The organism is Acinetobacter sp. CIP 51.11 (assembly GCF_000369665.1).
Taxonomy (GTDB): domain Bacteria; phylum Pseudomonadota; class Gammaproteobacteria; order Pseudomonadales; family Moraxellaceae; genus Acinetobacter; species Acinetobacter lwoffii_S.
Map to the genome: position 1 here is coordinate 856,239 of NZ_KB850129.1, position 24,375 is coordinate 880,613.

Annotated in this window: 22 protein-coding genes, 1 tRNA gene and 1 pseudogene; 12 read left to right on the forward strand and 12 right to left on the reverse strand. The window is 41.8% G+C overall.

What is annotated here, in order from left to right; all coding sequences use genetic code 11:
• Nucleotides 1-12 precede the first annotated feature (12 nt).
• The 5 genes from F894_RS15075 to F894_RS07855 all read right to left on the reverse strand — a co-directional run bounded on the left by F894_RS15075 (nucleotide 13) and on the right by F894_RS07855 (nucleotide 3,424).
• Nucleotides 13-189 (reverse strand): hypothetical protein, encoded by a 177-nt coding sequence (locus F894_RS15075; protein WP_155237102.1) that lies wholly within the window; start codon nucleotides 187-189, stop codon nucleotides 13-15.
• A 101-nt stretch (nucleotides 190-290) separates the two neighbouring features.
• Nucleotides 291-683, reverse strand: coding sequence for a hypothetical protein (locus F894_RS07840; protein WP_005107560.1), 393 nt, complete (start codon nucleotides 681-683; stop codon nucleotides 291-293).
• A 220-nt stretch (nucleotides 684-903) separates the two neighbouring features.
• On the reverse strand, nucleotides 904-1,278 hold the full coding sequence (locus tag F894_RS07845) for an endonuclease domain-containing protein (protein WP_005246994.1): 375 nt from the start codon (nucleotides 1,276-1,278) through the stop codon (nucleotides 904-906).
• 272 nt (nucleotides 1,279-1,550) lie between these two features.
• Nucleotides 1,551-2,594, reverse strand: a complete 1,044-nt coding sequence (locus tag F894_RS07850) for a coiled-coil domain-containing protein (RefSeq protein WP_005246995.1) — start codon at nucleotides 2,592-2,594, stop codon at nucleotides 1,551-1,553.
• 143 nt (nucleotides 2,595-2,737) lie between these two features.
• The gene (locus F894_RS07855; RefSeq protein WP_005246996.1) at nucleotides 2,738-3,424 is read right to left on the reverse strand and encodes a carbonic anhydrase; all 687 of its coding nucleotides are present in this window, start codon (nucleotides 3,422-3,424) and stop codon (nucleotides 2,738-2,740) included.
• A gap of 483 nt (nucleotides 3,425-3,907) precedes the next feature.
• On the opposite strand from F894_RS07855, the gene F894_RS07860 reads away from it, so the two are divergent.
• A complete protein-coding gene (locus tag F894_RS07860; protein ID WP_004279384.1) occupies nucleotides 3,908-4,585 on the forward strand; it encodes a DUF421 domain-containing protein in 678 nt (225 codons plus the stop codon).
• Here F894_RS07860 and F894_RS07865 read toward each other — a convergent pair.
• The 3 genes and pseudogenes from F894_RS07865 to F894_RS07875 form a co-directional block, all read right to left on the reverse strand.
• The gene (locus F894_RS07865; protein ID WP_005246997.1) at nucleotides 4,582-5,283 is read right to left on the reverse strand and encodes an HAD family hydrolase; all 702 of its coding nucleotides are present in this window, start codon (nucleotides 5,281-5,283) and stop codon (nucleotides 4,582-4,584) included. The two genes, F894_RS07860 and F894_RS07865, sit on opposite strands and share 4 nt — an antisense overlap.
• 147 nt (nucleotides 5,284-5,430) lie before the next feature.
• Nucleotides 5,431-6,543: pseudogene (locus F894_RS07870) on the reverse strand (porin).
• Between the two features lie 136 nt (nucleotides 6,544-6,679).
• A complete protein-coding gene (locus F894_RS07875) occupies nucleotides 6,680-7,918 on the reverse strand; it encodes an MFS transporter (RefSeq protein WP_034438452.1) in 1,239 nt (412 codons plus the stop codon).
• A gap of 137 nt (nucleotides 7,919-8,055) precedes the next feature.
• On the opposite strand from F894_RS07875, the gene F894_RS07880 reads away from it, so the two are divergent.
• The 5 genes from F894_RS07880 (at nucleotide 8,056) to putP (ending at nucleotide 12,813) form a co-directional block, all read left to right on the forward strand.
• Nucleotides 8,056-8,685, forward strand: a complete 630-nt coding sequence (locus tag F894_RS07880; protein ID WP_005247002.1) for a 1-acyl-sn-glycerol-3-phosphate acyltransferase — start codon at nucleotides 8,056-8,058, stop codon at nucleotides 8,683-8,685.
• A gap of 63 nt (nucleotides 8,686-8,748) precedes the next feature.
• On the forward strand, nucleotides 8,749-9,666 hold the full coding sequence (locus F894_RS07885; protein WP_005247003.1) for a patatin-like phospholipase family protein: 918 nt from the start codon (nucleotides 8,749-8,751) through the stop codon (nucleotides 9,664-9,666).
• A 102-nt stretch (nucleotides 9,667-9,768) separates the two neighbouring features.
• Nucleotides 9,769-10,242 carry an NfeD family protein gene (locus tag F894_RS07890; protein ID WP_005247004.1) on the forward strand — a complete coding sequence of 158 codons (474 nt, stop codon included), beginning with the start codon at nucleotides 9,769-9,771 and terminating at the stop codon, nucleotides 10,240-10,242.
• 12 nt (nucleotides 10,243-10,254) lie between these two features.
• Entirely contained in the window at nucleotides 10,255-11,109 is an 855-nt protein-coding gene (locus tag F894_RS07895; protein ID WP_004279377.1) for an SPFH domain-containing protein, read from the forward strand.
• Between the two features lie 213 nt (nucleotides 11,110-11,322).
• On the forward strand, nucleotides 11,323-12,813 hold the full coding sequence (putP, locus tag F894_RS07900) for a sodium/proline symporter PutP (RefSeq protein WP_005247005.1): 1,491 nt from the start codon (nucleotides 11,323-11,325) through the stop codon (nucleotides 12,811-12,813).
• Nucleotides 12,814-12,896: 83 nt separating this feature from the next.
• On the opposite strand, the gene F894_RS07905 is transcribed toward putP, so the two are convergent.
• Both F894_RS07905 and prpF read right to left on the reverse strand, forming a co-directional pair.
• A complete protein-coding gene (locus F894_RS07905; protein ID WP_005247006.1) occupies nucleotides 12,897-13,805 on the reverse strand; it encodes a polyprenyl synthetase family protein in 909 nt (302 codons plus the stop codon).
• 224 nt (nucleotides 13,806-14,029) lie between these two features.
• On the reverse strand, nucleotides 14,030-15,220 hold the full coding sequence (gene prpF / locus F894_RS07910) for a 2-methylaconitate cis-trans isomerase PrpF (RefSeq protein WP_005247007.1): 1,191 nt from the start codon (nucleotides 15,218-15,220) through the stop codon (nucleotides 14,030-14,032).
• Between the two features lie 332 nt (nucleotides 15,221-15,552).
• On the opposite strand from prpF, the gene F894_RS07915 reads away from it, so the two are divergent.
• The 4 genes from F894_RS07915 (at nucleotide 15,553) to F894_RS07930 (ending at nucleotide 20,426) form a co-directional block, all read left to right on the forward strand.
• Nucleotides 15,553-16,908: an amino acid permease gene (locus F894_RS07915; RefSeq protein ID WP_005247009.1), complete on the forward strand. Its 1,356-nt coding sequence runs from the start codon at nucleotides 15,553-15,555 to the stop codon at nucleotides 16,906-16,908.
• An 88-nt stretch (nucleotides 16,909-16,996) separates the two neighbouring features.
• Nucleotides 16,997-17,072, forward strand: a tRNA-Arg gene (locus F894_RS07920).
• A 337-nt stretch (nucleotides 17,073-17,409) separates the two neighbouring features.
• Complete coding sequence (locus F894_RS07925) at nucleotides 17,410-18,957, forward strand: outer membrane protein transport protein (protein WP_005247010.1); 1,548 nt, start codon at nucleotides 17,410-17,412, stop codon at nucleotides 18,955-18,957.
• A 317-nt stretch (nucleotides 18,958-19,274) separates the two neighbouring features.
• The gene (locus F894_RS07930; protein WP_005247011.1) at nucleotides 19,275-20,426 is read left to right on the forward strand and encodes an OmpP1/FadL family transporter; all 1,152 of its coding nucleotides are present in this window, start codon (nucleotides 19,275-19,277) and stop codon (nucleotides 20,424-20,426) included.
• Nucleotides 20,427-20,486: 60 nt separating this feature from the next.
• Here F894_RS07930 and thrH read toward each other — a convergent pair whose 3' ends face one another.
• Complete coding sequence (gene thrH / locus F894_RS07935) at nucleotides 20,487-21,104, reverse strand: bifunctional phosphoserine phosphatase/homoserine phosphotransferase ThrH (protein ID WP_005247014.1); 618 nt, start codon at nucleotides 21,102-21,104, stop codon at nucleotides 20,487-20,489.
• 204 nt (nucleotides 21,105-21,308) lie between these two features.
• Here thrH and F894_RS07940 point away from each other — a divergent pair, with 204 nt between their 5' ends.
• Together F894_RS07940 and F894_RS07945 are read left to right on the forward strand one after the other, a co-directional pair.
• Nucleotides 21,309-22,043: a phosphoadenylyl-sulfate reductase gene (locus F894_RS07940; RefSeq protein WP_005247015.1), complete on the forward strand. Its 735-nt coding sequence runs from the start codon at nucleotides 21,309-21,311 to the stop codon at nucleotides 22,041-22,043.
• Nucleotides 22,044-22,504: 461 nt separating this feature from the next.
• Entirely contained in the window at nucleotides 22,505-23,887 is a 1,383-nt protein-coding gene (locus F894_RS07945) for a WS/DGAT/MGAT family O-acyltransferase (protein WP_005247016.1), read from the forward strand.
• Between the two features lie 207 nt (nucleotides 23,888-24,094).
• Here the strand turns inward: F894_RS07945 and F894_RS15165 are convergent, their stop codons facing one another.
• Complete coding sequence (locus F894_RS15165; protein ID WP_004646222.1) at nucleotides 24,095-24,268, reverse strand: PA1571 family protein; 174 nt, start codon at nucleotides 24,266-24,268, stop codon at nucleotides 24,095-24,097.
• Nucleotides 24,269-24,375: the final 107 nt, after the last annotated feature.

Sequence of the window (24,375 nt, forward strand, 5' to 3'; positions counted from 1 at the left end):
GAGGGGATTTTTTTAATTCCAATATGTTTGGATAATTTCTTTTATCCAATTAAATAGCGGAACTATTAATATTACTAACACCTGCTGCCAATATCGCAAACTTTCTGGTTGCTCATTAATAATGATAATTGGCTGAGATTTAACAACCTTAGTTCTTTTTTTAGCTTTTGACTTTTTACGTCTAGCCATAAATTCTTTACCTTCTAAATAGAATTTTGGACTACACGTCTGAGTTTTTTAATGATATGCCCCAAACGTGTAAATAAATACAGTTTGGTCATAGGAGTTACTCAAGCAGAGATAGAGAGATTTTTTTGAATTGAAAAATTACGAGTGGTTATAAAAATAATTGGTAAAGCTACTAATAGAATAATTTTAAAGAATGTTTGTAAACTTACCGATTCATTACCCTTTAAGGATTTTGAAAAAAATTTAGAAACTTCTCTATTGATATAGTGATAAAGGAAAGTATCTAAATCAACGAGAATGCCTATTTTTGATAATAGATTGTGATACATCTTTTGGAAATGGGCAAATATAGTTCTTTCACGCTCAGTATTACCTAGACGTGATAAAACACCTGCTAATATATCTAATGCGAGTTTTAACTTACTATTTCTACTGGGCAACGAGGAACTACTATTACTATCATCCTCAAAATCATCCCAACTCAATATCGACATATTTATACCTTTTTATTCTAAGTTTTAATCATATAAATCCATTAATGTAATGTCAAATTAAAAACACTATATATAGATAATTTAATAATTAAAAACACTATATATAGTAAAAGATCAATTACCCTCACCCCAGCCCTCTCCCCGAGGGAGAGGGAGTGTCATTGGATTTAATGCCTGCATGAATTTAGTAATGAATATTCCCTCTCCTTTTAGGAGAGGGTTAGGGAGAGGTCTGCTTTAATTCAGTACATACTTGCCATAAATGCTCTAAAATCACATCCGTCCTTCCTAAAACATCATGATTCCAATACCGTACAACAGTTAAACCCACAGCCTCTAAAAACTTGGTTCGTTCAACATCGTATTCAATCGCATCATCTGTTCCATGCTGACTGCCATCCAGCTCAATGACTAAACCAATTTCATGACAGTAAAAATCCAAAATGTATGGTGCAATCACGTGCTGACGACGGAATTTCAGATTCATAAAACGTTTGGCACGAAGCAGTTGCCACATCAAGTTTTCAGCATCGGTGGTGGTGTGGCGCATGGATTTGGCAAATTGTAATAGTTGGGGATCGAATTTTTTATTCATAGGCTTATGTTTTTATTATTTTCTTTAGATTATCAAATTTTATAACCTCTCCCTAGCCCTCTCCTAAAAGGAGAGGGAACGTTCATTATTAAATTAATTGATGGCATCTAATCAGTTACGACTCCCTCTCCCTCTGGGAGAGGATTAGGGAGAGGTGAATCTTAAAATAGCCCTCACCCTTGCGCACTCAGAATATATTCTGAGGATGCTCATCTCCTAACAGGAGAGGGAATTTTCATTATTACATCTAGAGTTATTATACGAATAAGAGATTAAAGCATTCCATGCCTTAAAAACATCTCTAAGCCACTCACCTTTTTGATATACATCAACCGTTCTTTTTCTACTTTAATCTGCTGTTTGATGGCTGAAGTATCTTCATCAATCTGCTTATACAGGTCAGCAATTTGAACCTTCCCTTTCGCCTTTTTTACTGCAATTCTGGTTTTCGATGACCAGACCAATCTATGAATCAATGTATTAATCTGCTCTTGTAATTTCTGGCTCTGTGCATCCAAAGCCAGTTGATAAAACTTGAGTTGTTCCGCATTTAAACCTTTTTTTGAAACATCCTGATCTTGCTCGATCTGCAATTGCATTCTCAGTAACGTAAACAGATCTTGCTCTGCATAAGCCTCATTGGCACGTTGCAATAATTCAGTTTTCTTGATTTTTTTGACATCGTTCACTTCACGGTCAGGGTGAATGATGGCAGCAATTTTTAAATATACGGTTTTCAATGACTGCTCTGCCGTCGCTGCTGCATGTTCCTGTTTTTCCTGCTGGCGTTTTAATTTGGCCTGTTCACGCGCCTGCTGAAAATGATCTGACTCCCATTCTTCAAATACTTCTGCATCTGCAAGATCTGAGGGATTCTCATTCTTAAAGAATGTTTCCAGTTCATTTATTTTCTTTTGGCTTTTTCTGAACTGGGCATGTTCGGCACGTTGCTGATAATAAGTGAAGATTTCATTCACCTTATGGGCTTGTTGCACCGACATCGCCTGAGAGTCTTTTAGATAATTTGCAAGGTATTGAATCTTTTCATCCAGCACCACCAGTTCTGCTTTGGAAAATGTGGTTTCCTGCAGGTGCTTCCAGAGCTGTTCCAGCTGCTTGAACAGTACGCCATGCAATTCATGGTAAACTGGCATGAAGGTTTTATGGGTATATTGCTGCAGATCTTCTTCAGCCTGTTGCCATTGGTGTAATTCCTGTTTCTGTTGCTCGATTTTATCAATCAGATGATCCAGCTTCTTCTGCTGTGGCGAAAGCGCTGTGAATGGCTGAATCATGGTTTTTAAGTCAAAGAGCATGGCAGGAGAAGGTCAAAGAAGAAATAATATCCATATTAAATCTTTCAGCTTTCGTCACAAAGTCCTTTTCAGTGTGCCCTTTCGAAATTTGTATCAGAATTAAAAAAAGCAGACCAAAGTCTGCTTTTTCGCTCTCATATTGATTATTCCAGCACTACACGACCATTCAGGGACTGCACCGGTCGGTTATTTGGATGGCCCATCAGTTTGGCAAATTCCGAAATCTGCTTGGCAGAAGCCTGTTGAATATCTTTCAGAATCAGCCAGCGTACCCCTTCCGAACACGGTGGTGTGGTCAGCGAGCCGCTAAAGCGATAATAATCCAGGTTTTTAGGCAACATTTCATTCACAGGTTGTGGGGTCTTTAAAACCACTTTCTCAACCTTCTTTTTTGGCAAACGGTTCCACATGCGTTTGAGCATCTGGCTTTCTGCACCCTGCTCGAACATCATCCCCACGACAGCCAGCTCACCTTTGGCATTGGCATGGACAAAATGGATTTCCAGTGGATAGCTTTTGCCTTTAATCAGGTTTTCACTCGGACTATGCAAATGAAACTGCTTCAGTACAAAGGTATCGCCATCCAGCTGCAATTCACCACCTTGCGCAAAATCCACCTGAACGGTATGACCTTTATTTTCGATCGCATGAATCATGGTGTTATAGCTGAACTTGAGCGGTTCCAGTTCTGCTTTCACTGTTCGCTCAATATTGATCGGTGACTGGTTCAGACCATTACAGGCCGAATATTTCTGGCTCAAAGTCGACCATTGCTCAGGCTGAGTATAATCCCAATCCGCATCTGCCCAGACCGCTGTACTTAAACCCATAACCGTTAAAAGCGTGAATATTCTTTTCACAATACATCCCTTGTTGGAAGTCAAAATCACAATTTCTAATTTAAAAACAGTTTATTAAAGTAGTGTAATCACTCTATTTTTCAGGCCACAAACTACAGATTTTTATAAAGATGAAGTGATTTGCTTACAAATTTCTAAACACTCCTAATTATTCAAAACACATTATTCAGAATATATATTGATAAATTTCAAATGGATAATACTTTTATAGATTTAAAAATAGACAGTAGAGAATGTGATCTTCTTCAAATTTAATCTGCTGATTTTTTATGCATTATTTACATGAAATCTCTATCTTATTTTCAATAGATCAAATAGCTAGATTTTTAAGTTCAAGCTTCTTTTTTAAATAGAATCTACCTTTATTCATAAACTTACATAAACACAGCAGCAAATAAAATACTGATATTGCTAGACTCGAGCCAAAGAGAAAAATGAGGATAAAGAATTTAAATGGACTGGGCGACCATATTTATAAATGACACCACCTGGGAGTTTACCGCAGAAATTTTGCTGCGTTGTGCCCTGATGTACACGATGATTATCCTGTTTTTGCGTCTGACCGGAAAACGTGGGGTACGTCAACTTTCTATCTTCGAAGTCGCTATCATTTTGAGCTTGGGTTCGATTGCCGGCGACCCGATGTTTACTGAAGATATTCCCCTGATTCAGGCAGTTCTGGTGATGTCGGTGATTATTATCATGTACCGCCTGACCACCTGGCTCATGATGAAATATCAGTGGTTTGAAGACCTACTGGAAGGTAAACCGATTTATATCGTAGAAGATGGCGTGCTGGTCGTTGAAGAAATTAAAAAAGGTAAGATGTCACATGATGAATTCTTTGCCGAAATGCGCCAGCAAGGCGTAGAGCATCTGGGTCAGGTACGCACCGGTTTACTGGAAACTGACGGTAAGTTCAGTATCCTGTTCTTCAAATCGGATGAGGTTCGGCCTGGGCTGCCACTTTTCCCTAAAACCTGTTCTATAGTCCAACAGGTCAAGGCTGGGCAATTATATGCCTGCATTTACTGTGGACAGGTACAAACCCTTTCGCATGCCAACCAGCAATGTCCGCGCTGTGATTCTTCGCAATGGGCCGAAACGATTGACTGTTTAAGAATAACTTAAGTCTGATTCAGTAACTGCAAATGCGCAAAAATTTCCGGCAGTTGCTGAATTTTATATCGGATATGTTCGGCATCGGCATGAAAGCCTTGCATCCATAATGCATGCATTCCGGCCTCTGTAGCTCCTTGTACATCATTAATGGGATGGTCGCCAATATACAGGCACTGTGCAGGCTGCACACCTAGACGCTCTGCAGTGATCTGGAATATTTCTGGCTGTGGTTTGTTAAAGCCTACTAGTCCCGAACTGATGATCTCATCAAAATAAGGTTCAATACCCAAACCCCGAATCGTATTTAAACGGGTGTCATGTCCGCCATTGGAAACAATGGCCAGCTGATAACCCTCATCTTTCAGCTGCGTTAATACTTGCTCTGCTGCCGGCATTTCTACGGCGAAACGACCAAACTGGCTGAACCAGAATTGGGCCAGTTCATCTATGCTCGGGGGACTTAACCAGGATAGCTCCTGCAATAAGGTATAAGCAGCCGAAGCCCCGATACTGCCATGCGTCAGCAATTCCTTTTTTGGATAACCGCCATTATCGATGCGTCGTACAATCTCGATAATTTTTTCTGGTTCGACCTGTGCCAGAGCCGGAGCATAATACTCTGCCAGAGAGCGGCTATAAGCTTGTGCAGTGAGATCACGATGGGTCAAGGTATTATCAAGGTCAAATAAAACGGCTTGGATAGGCATAATTTTCAAAACGAAATGCTGAAACTTTCAATCATGGTAACAGTCCGAAACTCGTTAGATCAGACATAAAATTGCTAAGTTTTGTTGTTTTAAGCATAAAAAAAGCGATGCCAAAGCATCGCCTTTTCTTAGAGTACAAAATCTAAATTAGAATTTGTATTCTAAGCCTGTACCAACAACTGGTTGTTTAGTTTCTAAAGAACCACGCTCAAGTGTTAGATAACCGGCATAACCATATGCTTTCACTTGTTTACTAAATGCGTAATCTGCACCAACAAAGATCTGCTGTGCTTCATAATCGGCAGTATTATCTTTGAAGCTTGTAGTGTTTTGGCTGTATTGACCTTTAACTGTCCAAGCTTTTGCATTTGGAAGATTATATTCAGCACCAATTAACCAACCTTGAGCATCATCAATAAGCAAATCAACTGCTTTAGAAGCTGCATCCACATCCGCCACTTCTGAAGTTTGATAAAGAGCTTTAAGCGCTAAACCACCATCTAGATTTACACGGCCAATTGCACGAATGGTATTTGCAGCAGCAAATAAAGTACCGCCCGTTACTTCTGGAGCAGAAGCATTATCAAAACCGCGCCCTAAGAAGTTAGTCGGAATTGCTTTGTCATAAGCAACACCTGCTACAACTACTGGGCTGTCATATACTACAGAAGCAGACCAAGCATCACCTAAACCACGATTTGCAGTTTTAACTACACCTTTATCAGATTTAATTCCTGAATTTTCACCAGTTGCCAATAAAGCATTCACTTTAATAGCACCTTGAGGCAAGGCAATAGCTGGAGCTTCATACACTACAGCATTCGCTACTCGGCTTTCACCAGTGAAAATACCACTTACATCAGCACGGTTACCTACATAATTATTGAAGGTATCTACCGGGCTAGACAATTGTTTTAATGGAGTGTCATGTGCACCAATTTTTAAAGTACCAAGTTTTGCATCTTTTAAACCAACAAAACGGTTACGTTTAGACCAGTCGTCACCCTCACCATCAGAGTTAAAAGCCCATTCAATTGCATAAATTGCGCTTAGGCGATCCGTTAACTTTTAATCCCCTTTTAAACCAACGAATGAGCTATTTGAACTTAGTTCAATTACATCTTTGTCAGATACTGGTGAAGCATTATCTTCCGGTAAGTAATCAACTGTGGCATCAATCTCACCATAAAAAGTTGGTGCTGCAAAAGTTGTCCCCGCGAAAAGGCTGAATGCAATTGCTGTTGCTAACTTAGTTTTCATCAAAAATATCCTTAATTTATTTTGTAACAAATAATACACACGGCGCTTATATTACAAAATTATTAAATTAATATTTATATATTCTATTTAGTACTTTAGGCTAACATTTAACCAAACAGTTGATTATTTAGAAATTTTATACTTTTTCTGCAACTTTCATCCATCGGAAAATTGGAATTAAACAGATAATTGCCACGATCACGATCAGATTCAGATAATTTTGATAGCCTAAAGCATCTCCAAAAATGCCACTCAGACTATAAAGTCCCCCACTCACCGTGGCCATCAGCGCCACCTGAAAGGTGAAATCTGTACCAGCCAGATGCTTGCGACTGTATTGCATGACTAAGGTCAACATGACCACCAAAAGCATAGCTGAGATCATGTCTTCGGCTGCATTGACCAGATATATCATCCAGTTTTGTACTTTGTTTTGAGCTTCATACTGCGTAGCGAGCCAGGCATAAGCCATTAAGCTCAATATTTTTAGAATTGAGAAAATGATCAAACTCGAGCTGCGCGACCAGTATTTCAGGCACCAGCCAGCCAATCCGGCCCCAATCAAGGCAGCCAACGCTCCCAGCATAGTGACATAAAGACCAATCTGGCTAAAGCTCAGTCCGAGATCTACCATTAAAGGTTTTAACAAAGGCCCAGATAAACCATCAGTGATTTTAAAGGTCAGTAAGACCAGAAGCCACCTCGCCAAGCTTAAATCTGACCAGAAGTATTGAAAATAGGTTTTTATATTGCTGAGTGCAGGTCCTTTATCAGCTGGCGTGATAATTTTTGAATGCTGAGGTTCTCTAAAAAATAAAATGGGTAAAGTATTAAGAAAAACCAGCGCAGCCAGCAACAGAAAGGTACTTTGCCATTGCAGCAGATCCAGCAACCATAATATTGCCCCACCTCCGACAATAAATCCCAATCGTGAACCGATGACCTGAAAGGTATTGCCCCAATGCTGTTGCTCATGATTCAGAATGTTAACCGCCAATGCATCGGTGGCAATATCCTGCGTCGCACCAATACCATTCATCAACAAAAGTATGATAAAAAACAGCAGTAAATACAGCGGCTGATTCAAAGCCTGAATGGGTAGAAAAGAAAGTCCAATCAAGACAGCAACTGACAGCCATTGCAAGGGAATAATCCAGCTACGGTAATGACCTTTGGCGCTCGATCCATGCCGATCAACTAAAGGTGCCCAGAATATTTTAATCGACCAAGGCAGCATTAACAGACCAAAGCCCCCGATATGCGCCAGCGATACCCCTTCAGCTCGCAGAATGAATGGCAAGGCATGCGTCATAAACCCGACCGGAAGCCCCTGTGCCCAATACAGCGAAAACAGTAAAATATAGATATTCCGCATATTCAGGCCAAGTCCTTCAGTTAAAAATGCATCAACAACATTTAAGATGCTATACATTTTGCCAATGATCCGGATTTTACAACAGTCTAATATAATAAAAAATAAAGAAAAATTAGTTTCAGGAAGAGACATAAGCAATGGCCCAGACACGTTTCCCCCAACTCCCGCCGCATGTGCCATCCCGCGGCAGCAAGCTGAGCCGGACTTTTTTCAGGCAGCTTTTTTTGGGCCAAGGCTGGCGTCTGGAAGGTGAATTTCCAGACTTACCTAAAGCAGTCGCGATTATTTCTCCGCACACCTCCAATATTGATGCATGGCTGGGTTTTAATGCCTTGCTTGGTCTCGGTATTCAGATTACGATTTTTGGTAAAGACAGCCTGTTTCGTACACCGCTAAAACCGGTACTGGAATGGATTGGCGTCGTTCCTGTCGTCCGAGATAGTCCACAAGGTCATACCCGACAGATTGTCGAGATTATTGAAAAATCAGAACAGATCTGGGTCGGTATGGCACCGGAAGGTTCACGTAAGGCACCAGAAAAAATTCGCAGCGGTTTTTATCATATTGCCAAGGCAGCTCATTTGCCGATTGTGATGTTTTCCTTTGATTATGATATCAAGACCATTCATATCCTGGGCGTGTACCATCTGACCGGTGATTATGAATACGACCTGGAACAGATTTATCAGCATTACGAAGGTAAATTCTCGGCCAAAAATCCGGACTGGATGGCCAAGCCGTTACAAAAGCTTTTGAAAAAAGACTAGGCAAATACGGCTTTTTTTGATGTGATAGCCTGAATTTTGTTGATTTAATCACCAGTTTTTATAATGAAATTAGCCCGTTATGCCTTAATTGTCTGCCTTGGTTTCAGTATTGCAGCCTGTGACAAAGCCACTAAAACACCTACGCCTGCCACACCAATAAAAGCCCGTGAACCTGTCATCGCCATTGCCCTCGGTGGTGGCGGTGCCAAAGGTTTTGCCCATATTGGCGTCATTAAAGTGCTCGAATCACACGGCATCAAACCGAAGATTGTCACCGGAACCAGTGCTGGCAGTTTTGTCGGTAGCTTATATGCCAGTGGTAAATCGCCTTATCAGTTACAGCAGATTGCCCTGAATTTTAAAGAATCGGATATCCGCGATTTAACCTTGAACCGGCAAGGGATTATTGCTGGGCAAAAATTGCAGGATTTCGTCAATAAGAATGTAGCGAACAAACCAATTGAACAATTCCCAATTCGTTTTGCTGCAGTTGCCACTCGCCTGGACAATGGCCGCAAGGCAGATTTTATTAAAGGCAATGCCGGACAGGCAGTTCGTGCTTCCTGTAGCATTCCGAATGTGTTTGTGCCTGCAGTGATTGGTGGAAGCAAATATGTCGATGGCGGTCTGGTCAGTCCGATTCCGGTCAAGACCGCCAAAGATATGGGAGCAGACATTGTGATTGCCGTGGATATTTCTGCCCGTCCGGATGGTAATAAGGCTCTAAATATGTGGGGCGTACTAGATCAGACCCTGAATATTATGGGACAGCAAAGCATTCATGAGGAACTGAGTCAGGCCAATGTGGTGATCCAGCCCAAAGTCGGCCATATTGGTACTTTAGACCTGAAAGCCAGTAATGCGACCATTCTGGAAGGTGAAAAGGCTGCTCAGCTGAAAATCCGTACTATTGAAAAAGCCATTAGCAACTTCAAGCAGTCTCCCGCGGCATTTAAACCGCCACGTCCGGCAAAATTTTGATGCATGAATTTTTTATATTCATCTGCGGCCGCATCTGCTACATTGAAGATCAATCATATAAAGATGATGATTAATTAAATACTTAGCGATATAGGTCACGATATGGAATTAGTTCTTGAACCTTGGCACTGGTTTGTATTAGGCATCCTTCTGATTCTATCGGAATTACTACTGCCCGCATTTGCTGCCCTGTGGTTCGGGATCGGTGCCATCATGGTTGGCGTCCTGTACTGGATGTTCCCGATGATGGGACTGACGACCCAGCTCCTGACCTGGATCGTACTTTCTATTCTGTGTACGCTGCTCTGGTTTAAGTTTATCAAGCCACTTTCCATTGATAAGACCAAAGCCGGTCTATCGCGTGAAGCGACCATTGGTCAGGTGGGCATGGTGATTCAGACTAATCTGGATCATGGGCAAATCCGGGTGCGCTTTCCGATGCCAGTTTTAGGTTCGGATGAATGGGAATGCCGAACTCTGGACCCAGTTCAGGTCGGAGACCGCGTTCGCGTCGTGGATATTCTGGGTAATGACCTGGTCGTACAACCTCACAGCACGAATTATCAAAATCAATAAGGTGAATAAGCTATGTCTGGTGGTTCTATCATTGTTATCGCGTTTCTGGCCTTTGTTGCGATTACCATTTTTAAAGGTGTGCGGATTGTGCCACAAGGTTACAAATGGATTGTACAGCGTCTGGGTAAATACCACACCACCCTAAATCCGGGCCTGAATTTTGTCATTCCTTATGTCGATGAAGTCGCCTATAAAGTCACAACTAAAGATATCGTTTTGGATATTCCCTCACAGGAAGTGATTACCCGTGATAATGCGGTCCTGCTGATGAATGCCGTGGCTTATATTAATCTGACCACACCAGAAAAAGCCGTGTACGGGATTGAAAACTATTCCTGGGCGATTCAGAACCTGGTGCAAACCTCACTGCGTTCGATTGTCGGGGAAATGGATCTGGATGATGCTTTATCTTCGCGTGATCATATTAAGGCACGCTTAAAATCTAGTATTTCCGATGATATCTCGGACTGGGGTATTACCTTAAAAACTGTAGAAATTCAGGATATTAAACCTTCAATCACCATGCAGACTGCAATGGAAGAACAGGCAGCAGCTGAACGTCAGCGTCGTGCGACCGTCACCAAAGCGGACGGTGAAAAACAGGCCGCGATTCTGGAAGCGGACGGCCGTCTGGAAGCCTCTCGTCGTGATGCTGAAGCGCAAGTGGTACTGGCTGAATCTTCACAACGTGCAATTGACATGGTGACTTCCGCCATTGGTGATAATGAAATTCCGGTCGCCTATTTACTTGGTGAACAGTATATTAAAGCCATGCAAGATATGGCCAAATCGCCAAATGCCAAGACGGTAGTACTTCCAGCCGATGTGTTAAATACGATCCGTGGTGTCATGGGTCGCCCTAACTAATTTATATTTTGACTTTATACATAGGCAGCCCGAGGGTTGCCTATTTTTATTCGCGCAAGAAAATCTCAGCAAAGATTGTGAATTTATGGTTAAATTTCGCGTTTATTTTTGAAATCTACTGGATTTGATGTTGCCTGGCTTTCGGATTAAAGCTTTTCGCAGCTATCTTATTCCTTGTTTCGATCTACTGTCCAACTTAAAAATGGATACCGTATGAGCTCCCTAAATCCAACCTTAATTACTTTTCTTTTCTATATTGTCGCAATGGTGGTGATCGGCCTAATGGCTTATCGCGCGACAAGCAACTTTTCCGATTACATCTTAGGGGGCCGACGTTTAGGGAGTTTCGTAACTGCACTTTCTGCAGGGGCTTCCGACATGAGTGGCTGGCTACTGATGGGTCTGCCCGGTGCGATTTATCTTTCTGGTCTGTCTGAGATGTGGATTGCCATCGGTCTGATCATTGGTGCCTGGCTCAATTGGCTACTGGTCGCTGGTCGTCTGCGGGTGCATACCGAAGTCCAGCACAATGCCCTGACCCTGCCGGATTATTTCTCGAATCGTTTTAATGACCAGAAAAAAATCCTGCGTATTGTTTCGGCTTTCGTGATTCTGATTTTCTTTGCGATTTACTGTGCTTCCGGCATGGTTGCAGGTGCGCGTCTGTTCGAAAGCATGTTTGACATGTCTTACAGCACTGCGCTCTGGATCAGTGCGATTGCCACCATCAGCTATGTGTTTATTGGTGGCTTCCTGGCTGTGAGCTGGACCGATACCATTCAGGCGGGGCTGATGATCTTTGCCCTGTTGCTGACACCAATCGTAACGTTAATGGCGTTCTCGGATATGTCCCAGGTGACTTTGGCACTGGAGGCTGCTCGTCCTCAAGCAATGAATATTCTGGGTGATCTCAGTCTTGTTGCGATTATCTCGCTCTTGGCTTGGGGTCTGGGTTACTTTGGCCAGCCGCATATTCTGGTGCGCTTCATGGCTGCAGATTCAGTCAAATCCATTCCAAATGCACGTCGTATTGGCATGACCTGGATGATTCTGTGTCTGGGCGGTGCAGTCGCAGCCGGCTTCTTCGGTATTGCTTATTTCGAGCAGCATCCAGAACTGGCAGCTGCAGTGAATGCCAATCCTGAAACCGTATTTATGGAACTGACCAAAATCCTGTTTAACCCATGGATTGCAGGTGTAGTTCTGGCGGCGATTCTGGCGGCAGTAATGAGTACTTTAAGCTGTCAGCTCTTGGTCTGCTCAAGCACCCTGACTGAAGATTTCTATAAATCTTTCCTGCGAAAAAATGCCTCGCAAAAAGAACTGGTCTGGGTGGGCCGTTTGATGGTACTGCTGATTGCCTTGCTGGCAATCTGGATGGCGGGCAATCCTGAATCCAAAGTACTTGGTCTGGTGGCTTATGCATGGGCAGGTTTTGGTGCCGCCTTTGGTCCATTAATTATCCTGTCACTGTTCTGGAAACGCATGACCTTGAATGGTGCCTTGGCGGGTATGATCGTGGGTGCAGTCGTGGTTATTTTCTGGAAGAACCTGTTTGCTGACACTGGCCTGTATGAAATCGTTCCTGGCTTTATCTGTTCAATGTTTGCAATTGTGGTGGTGAGCCTGATGGGTAAAGCACCAACAGCAGAAATTACCGATCGCTTTGAAGAAGCTGAACGCCTGTATAACGAAAGCAAATAATTCTGTATCAACTAAAAAGAGGACTTCAAGTCCTCTTTTTTTATGCGGTTTCTTTAAACTTTTTTAGAAAAATAATTTTTCAATCAGCTTTTGCGCGTGAGCAGGAACTGGGTAATTTGCATCAACTCTTCCGCCTGACCTTCAAAATGGTTCAAGGCATTGATCGCCTGATCATGTAATTGCTGGGCATAGCCTTTGGCCTGCTCCAGACCCATCAATGCCGGATAGGTCGATTTTTCTACCTGTTCATCTTTACCTGCAGTTTTCCCCAACACTTCGGTATCGGAAATAATATCCAGAATATCATCCTGTACCTGGAAAGCCAGGCCAATCGCCTGTCCAAACTCACGTAATTTAGGAATGGCCAGATCGGTGCCTTCAAAGATTGTCACCGCCGCCATCATGATCGCAGCGCTAATCAAAGCACCGGTTTTATTGCGATGGATGGTTTCCAGTGCTTGCTGATCGATTTTCTTGCCTTCAGACTGTAAATCTAAAACCTGACCATTCACCATTTTCGAAGAAGCGGTTGCCAGAATCTGCATCTGCTTCAGTACAATAGAAGCTTCTACCGCTGGCCCCTGATCAAACAGACGGCTACCCAAAATTTCAAAAGCCATAGACTGTAGGATATCACCTGCCAAAAGCGCGGTATCTTCTCCATAAGCCACATGACAGGTCGGCTGGCCACGGCGCAGCAAATCATTGTCCATACATGGCAGATCATCATGGGCCAGTGAATAGCAGTGAATAAACTCGATCGCAACCGCTGCACGACGCACTGCGGCGCTATTCTGGTTCGGCTTTAATGCGGCGGTGGCATAACATAGTGCTGGACGTACTCGTTTACCGCCAAGCATCACAGCATGATGGACTGCCGACCTTAACGGTTCTGGAATGGCAAAGGCTTCCAGAGCAGTCAGTAAATCCTGTTGAATGCGGTGTTGTGCTTGAGTGAGTGCATGGGTTGATACGTCAGTAATAGATGACACATTCGCCTCGAATACGTAGTCCAGAAGAATAAAATGACAAGCGAGCAAATGCCTGTACGCTGATCAGGCATTGTACCTAGAAATGCCTTGAATTTTCAGCCATAAATCGAATTGTTCTACTGAAATTTGCTATTCAACATCAAATAAGCAAGTCAGAGATTTTAAACCATAAAAAACCACCGCAGAATCGGTGGTTTTATTCAGGCTAAATGTATGCACGGCATTTAAGCGAGAACATCTTCTGGTACGCGAACCCAGCCTTCCATCAATACGCGGGCACTACGGCTCATAATCGCTTTTTTCACTTTCCATTCACCATTTTCAAAACTTGCTTGTGCACCTACTCTCAAAGTGCCAGAAGGATGACCGAAACGCACCGCTTCACGTTCTACCCCGCCTGCAACCCGATTCACCAAAGTTCCAGGAATGGCAGCTGCCGTACCAATAGCCACCGCAGCCGTGCCCATCATGGCGTGATGTAATTTACCCATAGACAAGGCCCGAACCAGAATATCGGTATCTGATTCAGTGACAGTTTTGCCACTTGAAGAAGTATAGCTACTCGGTGGTGCAACAAAGGCAATTTTTGGCGTGTGTTGTCGGGTTACTGCTTCTGCAATATCTTGAATCAGTCCCATCTGCTTCGCTGCATAGGCACGAATCGTTTCAAATTTTGTCAGGGCTGCCACGTCATTATTGATATGATCCTGGAGCTCTGTGCCCTTATAGCCTAGATCTCCCGCATTTAAAAATACAGTTGGAATGCCGGCATTAATCATGGTCACTTCGAAGCTGCCAATATTGGGAACTTCCAAAGTATCGACCAGATTACCTGTTGGAAACATCGAACCGCCTTCAGCATCGTCATCAGCTGGATCCAGAAACTCGATCTGCACTTCCGCTGCAGGAAAGGTTACGCCATCCAGTACGAAATCACCCAGCTCCTGCACCTGTCCATTTTGCATCGGCACATGCGCGATAATGGCTTTCTGGATATTGGCCTGCCAGATCCGTACCGTGCATAACCCATTTTCAGGAATACGTTCGGCATCGACCAGACCATTGGAAATGGCAAATGCTCCCACTGCCGCGGTCAGATTGCCGCAGTTACCGCTCCAGTCTACAAAAGGACGGTCAATTGACACCTGACCAAATAAATAATCGACATCATGATCAGCGTGTTGGCTTTTGGACAGAATCACCGTTTTACTGGTACTCGAACTGGCACCACCCATACCGTCGATCTGTTTCCCATATGGATCTGGGCTACCAATCACGCGTAGCAAAAGCTGGTCACGAATCCGGCCAGGCTGTTGTGCCTGTGCAGGCAAGTCATCCAGCTTAAAGAAAACACCTTTACTGGTGCCTCCACGCATATAGGTTGCAGGAATCTTGATTTGGGCGGCAAAACTCATGAATTATTTCATCCTTTGACTTGTCTTTGTTTTCGTACAGGTTATTCAATATTTATATTCAAAGTATAGTATGTTGAAAGCAGAACTGCTTGGCTGCCAGACCTTAGTATAAAAAAACGGCATTTGTATTTTATCCAAGAAAATAGAGAACTCGTCAGTAACAGTTTCAATAAAATTAATATATTGATTCATTTATATTTTATTTCAGTTATTTATATGAATATTTTTTATCATTCCTTCAACAATATTTCATTCTTAGGATGGACTAGGCTTCTTTAGTCTGATCAATTACAATCAGCCACTTATCATTTTCCATTGTCGGGCTGAACACTTTGAATAACGAGTCTTCACAACTTCAGCGTGGCTTAAAGAACCGTCATATTCAGTTGATCGCCATGGGCGGTGCAATTGGCACAGGCTTATTCTTAGGTTCCGCACAGGTGATCCAATCTGCGGGTCCTTCTATTATTTTAGGCTATGCCATTGGGGGCCTGATTGCATTTTTAATCATGCGTCAATTGGGTGAGATGATTGTTCATGAACCTGTCGCAGGTTCATTCAGCCATTTTGCTTATAAATACTGGGGAAAATTTCCCGGTTTCCTTGCGGGTTGGAACTACTGGATTCTGTATATCCTGGTGGCCATGACCGAACTTACTGCGGTTGCGAAATATATCAACTACTGGTGGCCTCATATTCCAGCCTGGGCATCGGTATTGTTTTTCTTTATCGTGATTACACTGGTCAACCTCGGCAATGTGAAATTCTACGGTGAATCAGAATTCTGGCTTTCTATCATTAAAGTGACTGCGGTCATCTCGATGATTGTCTTTGGTTTGTATCTGATCCTGACTGCTGATGCTTCTTCAGGCGCATCTTTTAGCAATCTTTGGACCGCGGGCGGTTTCTTTCCGAATGGTTTTGAAGGTCTGTTCTACATGCTGGCCTTCCTGATGTTTGCCTTCGGTGGTATTGAACTGATCGGTATGGCAGCGGCAGAAGCTGAAAATCCGGAAAAAACCATTCCGAAAGCCATTAATCAGGTGGTTTTCCGTATCCTGATTTTCTATGTCGGTGCCTTGACAATTCTATTGTCACTCGTGCCTTGGAATCAGCTTGAACTTGGTGGTCTGGACAAAAGTCCGTTCGTGATGATTTTCAGCCAGCTTGGCATTGACTGGGCAGCACACTTACTGAACTTTATTATCCTGACAGCAGCATTGTCTGTATATAACAGTGGTATGTACGCCAACAGCCGTATGCTCTATGGTCTGGCTCAACAAGGAAATGCACCTAAAGTCTTCATGAAAGTGAATAAGCAAGGTACGCCAATTCCTGCTGTATTGTTCTCTGCCGCGCTGATTTTTGGCTGTGTACTACTTAATTACTTCGTGCCTGAAGATGCCTTAAGCCATCTGATTTACATCGTAGTCGGTGCATTGGTATTAAACTGGGCCATGATTACGCTGACCCATCTCAAGTTTATTCAAAGCATGAAAAAGCTAGGACAGAAGACTTCCTTCCCTGCGCTTTGGTCTCCGGCGGGTAATATTCTGGTTCTAGGTTTCATTCTTACGATTCTTTACATCATGTGGACGCAAGGATTCCAGGAATCTATTTTGATGATCCCGCTTTGGATCGTGGTCATGTTCGGTCTGTTTAAGTTACTTAAGCCTAAAAATACCTAGACAACTCCTGTAGCTATGAGTCCTTAAAAGTTATTGCTTCGGCAATAACTTTTTTTTGTATTTTTTACAGTACAATAGCCTTCTTTTCGCGCCCTTAGCTTAACTGGATAGAGCAGTTGCCTCCTAAGCGACCGACGTGGGTTCGAGTCCCGCAGGGCGCACCATCCTTTCAAAATGTGATCTATACTTCAAAAAATTAGCGTTAATCTTCATATTTTTAGAATATTTTTTATACAAAAAATCATTTTTTCTTCATTATTTTATTTCTACTACTTTCAAATACTTATTTCAAAATGAGGCTATTTTTTGGTGTAAAAACTCTATTTTGATGCTTTTTTAGACTAATTAGTTTTTTCTAGAGCATTTACTCTTATTTTAATTGTGCTATTTTTGTCACATGGAGTAACAAATGATTGCGGATAAATACCCGAAATCTCCAAGAATTAAATAAGTGCAAACAACAACGCTAGATATAAATTTGTACCTCAAGGAAAGACGTAAATGAAATTAAAAACATTAACTACTGCAATGATTCTTGCAACTGTACCAATGACGGGTGCATTTGCTGCGGCAATGGACCGTTCAGGCCAATCAATTGCAGCCTTCCTGCAACCAGGTAATTACTTTGAAGCAGGTATTTCTGTCCTAGACCCAGATGTATCTGGTAAAGAAGCTGGAACAAGTGATACTCGCCGTAATATTAGTGATATGGCGGGTGATTATTATTTTCCAAGTGCTGCTTTAAAATTTCAGCCAACCAGCAAATTTTCAGTTGGTATTTTATATGACCAACCGTTTGGAGCAGATGCTACCTATACAGGTAATAACGTATTTGTTTCCGATTCCACGAATACAATTTTAGCTCCTGACGCGTTAGCAGATATTCGTGACTCAACTATCGAAACAAATGTAGCCGCAAACCTTCCTGGAGCACTAGCAGCCAACTTGACTGCTGGAGTAAATGGTGAAGTAGCTAGACGTGCAGCTGCTTTAGTTGCAGCAGGCCAGGCACCCACTCAAGCTATTGCAGAGCAAGCTATTCGTGGTACTCCAGGCGCACTTGATGCTATTACGCAAGGCGTAACAAATGCAATTACTCAACAAGTAACTAATACTGTTACTTCAACAGTCGATGCTGGGTTAGCAAATATTAATGGATTACTTGGCACTGGTAACACTAGCGTAGAAGTAGATACTCAAAATTTATCATTTATTGCAGGTTTCCAACCAACTGAGAATTGGAATATTTACGGTGGCGCAGTTTACCAAACGATCAAAGGTAATCTTTCATTACGTGGCCAGGCTTACAGCTTATACAATGGTTACGATGCGTCTATTCCAGAAGATAGCTCTGTAGGTTGGTTAGCCGGTCTTGCTTATCAAATTCCTGAAATTGCATTAAAAGCATCTATTACTTATCGTTCTGAAATTGACCATGATGTTAATATGAATGAAAGTATTCCAACCTTACCAGCTTTAGCTTTGCTCCCAAATGGGGCCGCAGCAGCAGCAGCTATTGCAGCAGCAAGTGGTGAGACAAAAATTACTACTCCACAGTCTGTAAACCTTGATTTCCAAACAGGTATTATGGCGAATACTGTAGCTTTTGCGAATGTTCGCTGGGTTGAATGGTCTAAATTCTCAATTCAACCTTATAAATTTGGTCTAATATCAGAAGCAGTTGGCCCTATTGTGGATCGCCCAGATGGCTTCAATCTTGTTGAATATGAAGATGACCAAATTTCAGCAACTGTAGGTGTGGGTCGTAAATTTAATGATCTATGGGCTGGTAACGTATCTGTAGGTTGGGACTCTGGTGCAGGTAACCCTGTATCTACACTTGGTCCAACTGAAGGTTATTGGAATGTAGGCTTAGGTCTTCAGTACAGTCCAACACCAGCTACTTTCATCGCGGGTGGTGTTAAATACTTCATGTTAGGTGATGCAAAAGCACAAACAGGCGCGCAAGCTGGTAGTTCTGAATACGTCGCTGAATTTGAAGACAATAAAGCATGGGCATATGGCTTAAAAATGGGTTACCGTTTCTAAGATATCCTTAATAAAAAAACCACCTTCGGGTGGTTTTTTTAACTTTTTTACTCTATTTTTATTCACTTGCATATCATTCGATTATTTTAGCACCAATTAAAATTAACAGAACTTCAATCCTTTCACATTATTTAAAGTTAATTTAATCTGATATTTTTCATATATTTATACCAATAAAATTAGTATAAAAACTCTAATCAAGCTCTTTCCTTAACCGCCTTAGTTCATTTCTTCAACAGAGCTGAGTATTTACTCTTTTTAAAATTATGTTACTTTTCCTGCACATTTTTGTTACAGATGGCATCAGGGAACGTACCATGAAGCTCAATAAAATTTATTCTGCTATTTTACTTAGCACTTTACCTCTTTCTGCAGTTCAAGCAGCTGGCCTAGACCGTTCTGGTCAATCTATTTCTGCTTTTTTACAGCCGGGTAATTATGCTGAAGCAGGTATTACTGTGATTGATCCTAGCGTATCTGGAAAATCTATTCCTCAACTAGGTAATGAATCTATCAGCGACATGGCAGAAGACTACTACTTTCCATCTGCTGCTATTAAAGTTCAAGCAACTGATAAAATATCTTTAGGTCTGATTTATGATCAACCTTATGGTGCCGATTCAATTTATCCAACAAATAATGTAAGTTTTTCACAAGTAAATCCTCTTAGTACTCAACGAGAAAGCACTCAAGTAGAAGTAAAAACTAATAACCTTACAGCTTTAATCGGTTATCAACCAACTGAAAACTGGAATTTTTATGCTGGACCTGTTTGGCAAACTGTAGAAGCTAAAATTGCATTACGAGGTGCAGCTTATGGAAATTCGGGCTATGATATTAAACTTGATGAAGAAGAAGCTTGGGGCTGGCTTGCTGGTTTCGCTTATCAAATCCCTGAAATTGCTTTAAAAGCAGCTATTACTTATCGTTCAGAAATCGATCATGAGGCAAATTCAACAGAGAGCTTTGGATTTGGAACTATTGCATCGCCTCTTTCACCAGATGTTACAGCTACAACACCTCAATCTGTAAATTTAGATCTTCAAACAGGTATTGCAGCAAATACTTTAGCCTTTGCTAACGTACGCTGGGTAAATTGGAGCCAATTTGCAGTAACACCTAATTTATTAAAATTACGCTCAGGTAGTAATTTGATTGACTACTCAGATGATCAATGGTCTGCAAATGTTGGTGTTGGCCGTAAATTTAGCGACAAATGGTCTGGCTCTGCTTTAGTAAGTTATGACTCAGGTGCAGGTAATCCTGTAACAACACTAGGACCAACCGAAGGTTACTGGGGTGTAGGTTTAGGTGGACAATATAGCCCAGCCGAAAATTACTTTATTCAAGCAGGTGTTCGCTATATGTGGTTAGGTGACGCTGAGGCTAAAGCAGGCCCTAATGTTGTAGGAGAGTTCACCGATAACACTGCAATCGCATATGGCATGAAAATCGGTTACCGCTTCTGATTTTTTGATAGATTCAATAAAAAAGGCGCTTATAGCGCCTTTTTTATTTACTTAAATTCTTTAAGCTGGGATATCACGCACTGAAGCATTACGAATTGCTTCTTTTAACGCATCATAACCACGAATTGGCGGGAATTGCGGGAATTCAGCAATCACGTTCTCAGGAGCATCAAACAGGAAACCATGGTCTGCTTCACCTAGCATCGTGGTATCATTATAAGAATCTCCTGCTGCAATCACACGGAAGTTCAAGCCATGTAATGCTTTTACGGCTTGACGTTTTTGGTCCGGCTGACGAAGTTTATAAGCAGAGATCATTCCTGCTTCATCTGTTTCCAGTTTATGACAGAAAATCGTCGGCCAATCCAGTTGCTTCATCAATGGATGTGCAAATTCATAGAAAGTATCTGAAAGAATAATCAATTGAAAATGCGTACTCACCCATTTCACAAATTCTTTTGCTCCTGGGAATGGACCCATTTCTGCAATCACTTCCTGAATATCGTTCAAGCCTAAACCGTGCTGTTTTAAAATATTCAGACGTTGGGTCATCAGTACATCATAGTCAGGAAGGTCACGAGTCGTCGCTTCAAGCTCTTTAATACCGGTTTTTTTGGCAAAGTTAATCCAGATTTCTGGAACCAACACACCTTCTAAATCTAGACATACGACTTCCATGAACATTCCCTCTAAGTTGTATTGAAAAAATTTTGCACTATCATAGCTGAAGAAACAGATTTTGCACTGTACTTTTTTAAATCTATTTTTTTAATAAGTATTTATTTTTTAGTGATAAGTCAATTAAATCAATTCTATTAAAATAGATGTGAAATTAACTAATATAGGCCATGTCCTTTCCAAGCCTATATCGCCAGGACTCTCATGACCATCATTCCTACTATTGATCGTATTGATGCGCTTGCATCTGAATATGCTGATAAATCGCCCAATGAAATTTTGGCACTTGCACTGAGCCAGCAAGGTGAAATTGCGATTTCATTTTCTGGTGCTGAAGATGTTGTATTGATTGATATGGCGTCGCATCTCGGTAAACCGTTCCGGGTATTCAGTCTGGACACTGGCCGTCTACATGCAGAGACGTATCAGTTTATTGAACGGGTGCGTAAGCATTACAACATCGAAATTGAAATCTGCTTCCCTGAAACTGATGCAGTACAAAATTTAGTGACCGCTAAAGGTTTATTCAGTTTCTTTGAAGATGGCCATCAGGAATGTTGCGGTATACGCAAGGTTCAACCGCTACGTAAAAAACTGGCCACGCTGGACGGCTGGATTACCGGTCAGCGCAAAGACCAAAGTCCGGGTACACGCAATGAAATTCCAGTGGTTCAGGCCGATCCAGGTTTTTCCGGTCCGGGAAAACAGTTGATCAAGTACAATCCTCTTGCCAACTGGTCCAGTGCGGATGTCTGGAGTTATATCCGTATGATGGAAGTCCCTTATAATGCCCTACATGAGAAAGGTTTTGTTTCTATCGGCTGTGAGCCCTGCACTCGCCCTGTGCTGCCAAATCAGCATGAACGCGAAGGTCGCTGGTGGTGGGAAGAAGCTACCCATAAAGAATGTGGCTTACATGCTGGCAATCTAAAAAAATAAAGTTAAGTTTTATCGTTCCTATTGATTAAAAGACTATTTTTGATAAAGATAGTCTTTTTAATTGATAATTTTACATTTAGTGACAAGATAGAAATTACCTTTTATCGGGATAATATTATTTTAATTAAAGAATTGATAAAATTTTAGCTCATTGATTTATTTGCATAAAATGTGAAATTGAACACAATGCTATTCTTCTAATAACACATAATTATTAAGTTACACTCCACTTCGCCTAGAAAATACTATTTTTAGAAATCTATTTTAAAACTAAAATTTTCACATTTCATAAACTTAGGAAGATATTTTGTTCTTGTCAATAGCCACTTTTTCACAGTTGAGGCAAGATAAAGCAGTTCATTTATATGCTAAAAAAGATATACTTTAAAAACTAAAGTAATAATTCTAACAAGGCCTTTTAGCAAAAAAGCCATAGAGAATGCAGTGAGGCAATCCACGCTATGCGTCCATTACATCCAATTGATTTTATTTTCTTAACTTTAGAGAAACGGCAGCAGCCTATGCATGTAGGTGGACTATTTTTATTCCAAATTCCCGACAATGCGTCAGCTTCCTTTATTCAGGATCTAGTCACGGATATCCAAAATTCGAAATGCTCTCCAATCCCACCTTTTAACAATTATTTAAACGGCCTGTTTTGGGATGAAGACCAGGAATTTGATTTAGATCATCATTTTCGTCATATTGCCCTGCCAAAACCGGGCCGTATCCGTGAATTGCTGACCTATATTTCACAAGAACATAGTGCCCTGATTGATCGTGCCAAACCTTTATGGACCTGTCATATCATTGAGGGCATTGAAGGTAATCGTTTTGCCATGTATTTCAAAATTCACCATGCCATGGTGGATGGAATTGCTGGCATGCGTCTGGTAGAAAAATCACTTTCATTTGACCCAAATGCCAAGAGTATTGTACCGCCTTGGTGTGTGGAAGGCCCACGTGCCAAACGCCTTAAAGCACCTAAAGTGAACAGGTTTAAAAATGTCCTGCAGACCATTAAGGGGCAACTGGAATGTGCGCCACGAGTCGCTTATGAACTGTCGCAAACCGTCATGAAAGATATGGGACGTAATCCGGATTATGTATCCAGCTTTCAGGCACCAAGTAGCATTCTGAATCAACGCGTCAGTGCGTCACGTCGCTTTGCAGCCCAGTCTTTCGAATTTTCACGTTTACGTCATATTTCCAAGGCATTGGGCGTGACCATTAATGATATCGTCCTGGCCATTTGTTCAGGTGCATTACGTGAATATTTATTATCGCAAAATGCCTTACCGAAAAAACCGTTAATTGCCATGGTTCCAGCTTCGGTTCGCAGTGATGACTCGGATGTATCCAACCGTATTACTATGATTCTAGCCAATCTAGGCACGCATAAAGAAGATCCGCTGGAACGTCTCAAGATCGTACGCCGCAGTGTGCTAAGTGCCAAAGAGCGCTTTAAACGCATGAATGCCAACCAGATTTTGAACTATAGTGCCTTTGTCTATGGTGCAGCAGGCCTGAATATTGCCTCTGGTTTAATGCCGACACGTCAGGCTTTTAACGTGATTATTTCCAATGTGCCTGGACCACAAGAACCATTGTATTGGAATGGTGCACGTCTTGAAGCACTTTATCCGGCTTCCATCGTACTGGATGGTCAGGCCTTGAATATCACTATGACCAGCTATCTAGACAAACTGGAAGTCGGCTTGACCGCATGTCGTAATGCCCTGCCGAAAATGCAGAACTTGCTGACACATCTGGAAGAAGAAATTCAACGTTTTGAACTTATTGTAGATGGCGAACCTGTCCCAAAGTTACGGGCGGTAAGCTAGCCGCGGATGAATAAATAAGATAGATGGACTGCCAAAGATGCTGATCATTTCTGCCAGTCTTTGAGCACAGAATAAAGGGACCGATCTGGTCCCTTTGCTTTATTTTTGGAAATTTTTTTAAATTATTTGAGAACTTTTGGAAGACTTCTCGATTTAAACGTCTATCCAAATCATTTTTAATAAGTTAGAAACAATGCACAAATATAATCAGCTTTTAATAGTACGGCACTGTTGTAATAATTGATGGCAGACGTTACGGATCATGCTCGCGGTAATCTGAACTTCATTACCGCGCTCATCAACGATATATCCCGCATGTACAGTCTTTGGTTCTAATACGTGTTTTAGGCCTTTATGGATTACTGCTTTACTCATACTCATCACACACTCCTTTTGCTAAGCCTGAAACTGGGAGAAACGGCTTTGGCTAATTCATGCATCTAGTATTGTAAATAAAGGCCCGGTTGTAAAATTTCAGATGTAACAAG

Bases quoted from the DNA above. Each gene is read 5' to 3' on its own strand.
- F894_RS15075 (WP_155237102.1), bottom strand. From the start codon at position 189: ATGGCTAGACGTAAAAAGTCAAAAGCTAAAAAAAGAACTAAGGTTGTT.
- F894_RS07840 (WP_005107560.1), bottom strand. From the start codon at position 683: ATGTCGATATTGAGTTGGGATGATTTTGAGGATGATAGTAATAGTAGT.
- F894_RS07845 (WP_005246994.1), bottom strand. From the start codon at position 1,278: ATGAATAAAAAATTCGATCCCCAACTATTACAATTTGCCAAATCCATG.
- F894_RS07850 (WP_005246995.1), bottom strand. From the start codon at position 2,594: ATGCTCTTTGACTTAAAAACCATGATTCAGCCATTCACAGCGCTTTCG.
- F894_RS07855 (WP_005246996.1), bottom strand. From the start codon at position 3,424: ATGGGTTTAAGTACAGCGGTCTGGGCAGATGCGGATTGGGATTATACT.
- F894_RS07860 (WP_004279384.1), top strand. From the start codon at position 3,908: ATGGACTGGGCGACCATATTTATAAATGACACCACCTGGGAGTTTACC.
- F894_RS07865 (WP_005246997.1), bottom strand. From the start codon at position 5,283: ATGCCTATCCAAGCCGTTTTATTTGACCTTGATAATACCTTGACCCAT.
- F894_RS07875 (WP_034438452.1), bottom strand. From the start codon at position 7,918: ATGCGGAATATCTATATTTTACTGTTTTCGCTGTATTGGGCACAGGGG.
- F894_RS07880 (WP_005247002.1), top strand. From the start codon at position 8,056: ATGGCCCAGACACGTTTCCCCCAACTCCCGCCGCATGTGCCATCCCGC.
- F894_RS07885 (WP_005247003.1), top strand. From the start codon at position 8,749: ATGAAATTAGCCCGTTATGCCTTAATTGTCTGCCTTGGTTTCAGTATT.
- F894_RS07890 (WP_005247004.1), top strand. From the start codon at position 9,769: ATGGAATTAGTTCTTGAACCTTGGCACTGGTTTGTATTAGGCATCCTT.
- F894_RS07895 (WP_004279377.1), top strand. From the start codon at position 10,255: ATGTCTGGTGGTTCTATCATTGTTATCGCGTTTCTGGCCTTTGTTGCG.
- putP (WP_005247005.1), top strand. From the start codon at position 11,323: ATGAGCTCCCTAAATCCAACCTTAATTACTTTTCTTTTCTATATTGTC.
- prpF (WP_005247007.1), bottom strand. From the start codon at position 15,220: ATGAGTTTTGCCGCCCAAATCAAGATTCCTGCAACCTATATGCGTGGA.
- F894_RS07925 (WP_005247010.1), top strand. From the start codon at position 17,410: ATGAAATTAAAAACATTAACTACTGCAATGATTCTTGCAACTGTACCA.
- F894_RS07930 (WP_005247011.1), top strand. From the start codon at position 19,275: ATGAAGCTCAATAAAATTTATTCTGCTATTTTACTTAGCACTTTACCT.
- thrH (WP_005247014.1), bottom strand. From the start codon at position 21,104: ATGGAAGTCGTATGTCTAGATTTAGAAGGTGTGTTGGTTCCAGAAATC.
- F894_RS07940 (WP_005247015.1), top strand. From the start codon at position 21,309: ATGACCATCATTCCTACTATTGATCGTATTGATGCGCTTGCATCTGAA.
- F894_RS07945 (WP_005247016.1), top strand. From the start codon at position 22,505: ATGCGTCCATTACATCCAATTGATTTTATTTTCTTAACTTTAGAGAAA.
- F894_RS15165 (WP_004646222.1), bottom strand. From the start codon at position 24,268: ATGAGTATGAGTAAAGCAGTAATCCATAAAGGCCTAAAACACGTATTA.